1 protein-coding gene and 1 pseudogene are annotated in these 3412 nt (G+C 41.0%); both read right to left on the bottom strand.

Annotated features, from left to right (window positions below; translation table 11 throughout):
• A pseudogene (locus J2756_RS11425) lies at window positions 1-983 on the bottom strand (PKD domain-containing protein); the annotation flags it as partial.
• A gap of 407 nt (window positions 984-1390) precedes the next feature.
• Entirely contained in the window at window positions 1391-3019 is a 1629-nt protein-coding gene (locus J2756_RS11665; RefSeq protein ID WP_342593143.1) for a PKD domain-containing protein, read from the bottom strand.
• Window positions 3020-3412 lie beyond the last annotated feature (393 nt).

Raw genomic sequence — 3412 nt, forward strand, 5'->3', positions numbered from 1 at the left:
GTTGGGTAGTTACTACTCGTATCTGTGAACTTCACGGTTAAAGGTGCTGAACCAGATGTAGTGTCTGCAGAGAAATCAGCAACAGGAGTCACAGGTTTGTAATTAACTGTGTAACCACTGGATTGTGGGTCTCCCAATGCAACTTTGTTTGTCCAGCTGATTCCTTCACCCTGGTTTGCTGCAAGTGTCCATCCATACATGTTGAAGGATGCTGTTGTGTTCAGGTTATTGAATATGTATTGCACTTTCACAGCACCGTTGTCTATTAAACCTGGCACACTAGTTGACTTAATGTTTCCAACGTAGAGATCTATGAACATCAGGTACTCTTCAGTTGAAGGATCACTGGTGTCCTGACCGTAGTATAAAGGTAAAGTCCATGATGTTCCTGGACCTGGCTTGTAGACATGTGGTCCGTACTGGAAGTCAGACTTTGTGAAAGTCTCATTCACACCTGTGATGTAGTGATAGTCCGTTGGTGTTGGTGGCTGATATTGGCCAGCCACAGCTGGAAGTGTCCATGTGTAACCATTCGAAATGATGGTCACGGAGAAATCATCCGATATAGGTCCCTTCACTGATAACAGAAGTATGATGTCATCGGTGAATCCACGGCCCCCAGTGTTGGTGAGGTAGAACACACCTGATGGGGACACACTCGTGGAGTTAACAACAGTCACCTGACCATAAGAATAGGTTGTAGCACTACTGTTACTGACGTGAAGCTCGTTCAATCCACCTCCATCTGCTTTGATGTAGTAGGTACCGTTAGGACCGACGTAATAGGCACTGTCATTGTTGTACTTCACTCCGCCATCGTTGGACACGTTGATGAATATGTGCCTGTTGGACGGAAGATCCGTTGTGTTCATGTCCGATTGGGTGGAAATGGTAGTTCCACTTACACTATCTGCAGATGCACTTCCGCACAGGGCCAATACCATAAAACAGAGAATTGCTAATGATACTGCATGTTTTTTCACTTTTTCACCTCCGATTATTTTTATATGATATGTTGAGAATTACATATCTAAATTCAAATATGCTAACCATTTATATAAACCTTAAGATTCTAACACCCTTCCTAAATAAATAATAAAAAAATATCTCAGCTTTTGATAAGAATTTAGAGATAATACTCAGAATCTAAACCATTCAACCCTTGAATGAAAGATAAAAATTTCACTAGGGAATTACCATGTGATCAAATTAACATGATGCAAGTTTTAAAAATAATCCTAAAACAATGAAAAACTTCAAAAAGAGTTACCTTTGGACTTGGTATTCACTGCCATACATTACAGATTCCATAAGATATGGCTCTTCATTGAATTAGTTTAATAAATCAAAAATCAGACATTTCAAAATAAAAAAAGAAAAAAATGGGGTGTTATTTTTTCCTGTTTATGGTTATTCCACTTCCTATGAGTAGTAGTGCTGATACTAAGGCTGTTATTGGCATTCCTGTGGTTTTCATTGGTATTGTTTTGGTTGTTGTTGCTGCGTTTACTGTTTCTGGGTCTGTGGTTGTTGGTGAGGCTGCGTTTACCTTTAGTGAGTTTATGTTGCTTTCTAAGGTTGTGCCTGCTACTGTTACTGTTGGTTGTATGTTGTAGTTGCCTGCGGTTAGTACTTTGAGTTGTAGCCATAGGTTGGGGTCTCCGACTGCTACGTCGCCTAGGTTCCAGGTTATTGTTCTGGTTGTTGCGTTGTAGGTTACGGTTCCCTGGTCCACAATTGCACCTTCGTATTCGAGTCCTTCTGGTATTGTGTATGTGAATGTTACGTTCTTGGCTATTCCTGGTCCGTTGTTACCTAGTTTGAATTTGTAGGTTACGGTGTCCCCGATTTGTGGGTTGGAATTTGATGGCGTGATGTTCACATAGACATCAGATTTTGGAACTGTGATGTAACTTGTTTTTGTCACAGTGTTGTTACCTGCAAGGTTGCTTGCTGTGAGTGTTACTGTGTAGTTTCCTGGTTTGGTGTAGGTGTGTGTTGGGTTCTGTTCTGTGCTTGTTACGCCGTCTCCGAAGTCCCAGAGCCATGAGGTTGGGTAATTGCTACTCGCATCTGTGAACTTCACAGTTAAAGGTGCTGAACCAGATGTGGTGTCTGCAGAGAAATCAGCAACAGGAGTCACAGGTTTGTAGTTAACTGTAACCACACATGGATTCATATTGTTTATGATGGGGCTACACCAGTTAATTCCAGTACCCTGGAATGATGCACCAGTCCATGCGTAAGCGTTGAATGAAGCTGTTGTGTACAGGTTGTTGATGGTGTATTCAACCTTAAGAGCACCGTTGTCTATTGGTGCTTGTGTAAGGCCTGCCTTTAAGTTTCCAACGTAGAGATCTATGAACATCAAGTACTCAGCAGTTGAAGGATCACTGGTATCCTGGCCAGAGTAAAGTGGCTGCCATCCTGAAGGAGCAGGCCTTTGTGTCTGAGGACCGTAACGGAAGTCAGACTTTGTGAAAGTTTCATTCACAGCCCCTACAACGTACTGAGGGTTTGTTGGTAGTGGTGGCTGTGACTGACCAAAGAAAGGAATTGTCCAGGTGTACCCACTTGAGAATATGGTCAAATTAAAATTATCAGATATAGGTCCCTTCACTGATAACAGAAGTATGATATTATCGTTGAGCCCACGACCTCCCGTGGTGCTTATGTAGAACACACCAGATTGAGAACCACTGGTGGTGTTGGTCACGATTACTTGACCATACATAGCGCTTGTATCGTTACTGTAACAGATGTGAAGCTGGTTAAGTCCTCCACCTTCAGCCTTGATGTAGTAACTACCATTGCTACCGCCCTGGCTGTATGTTGGGTTGCTTAAATAGTAATCATAGTCCACGTTGTACTTAACTCCATTATCATTTGAAACGTTGATGTAGACGTGGTTGTTCTGTGTAATGTTGGTTGTGTTGTTCAGGTCAGTTGCAGATGCACTTCCACAAAGGGCTAATGCCACAACAAGCAGAACTGCTATTGGTATTGCGTGTTTTTTCACTTTTTCACCTCCGATTATTTTTATATGATATGTTGAGATTTACATATCTAAATTCAAATCGGTTAACCAATTATATAAATATATCCGATTGTATGAATCGAATTCTTGAGGTTAAGATACAGAAGTTAAGATGGTTTGTAGTTTGAGTTTAAAATCGTTGCACATCCCTACTTCAAAAGGTATTCGATCACTGAAGGATAAATTTTGAATACGACTTTATGTAGAATTAACGAAAAATGAGTTATGGGAGTTAAAAAAAGAAAAAAGGGGTTATTTTTTTCTGTTTATTGCTAATCCGCTTCCTATCATGAGCAGTGCTGATACTAAGGCTGTTATTGGCATTCCTGTGGTTTTCATTGGTATTGTTTTGGTTGTTGTTGCTGCGTTTACTGT

The organism is Methanobacterium aggregans (assembly GCF_017874455.1).
In the GTDB taxonomy this organism is placed as follows: Archaea; Methanobacteriota; Methanobacteria; order Methanobacteriales; family Methanobacteriaceae; genus Methanobacterium_C; species Methanobacterium_C aggregans.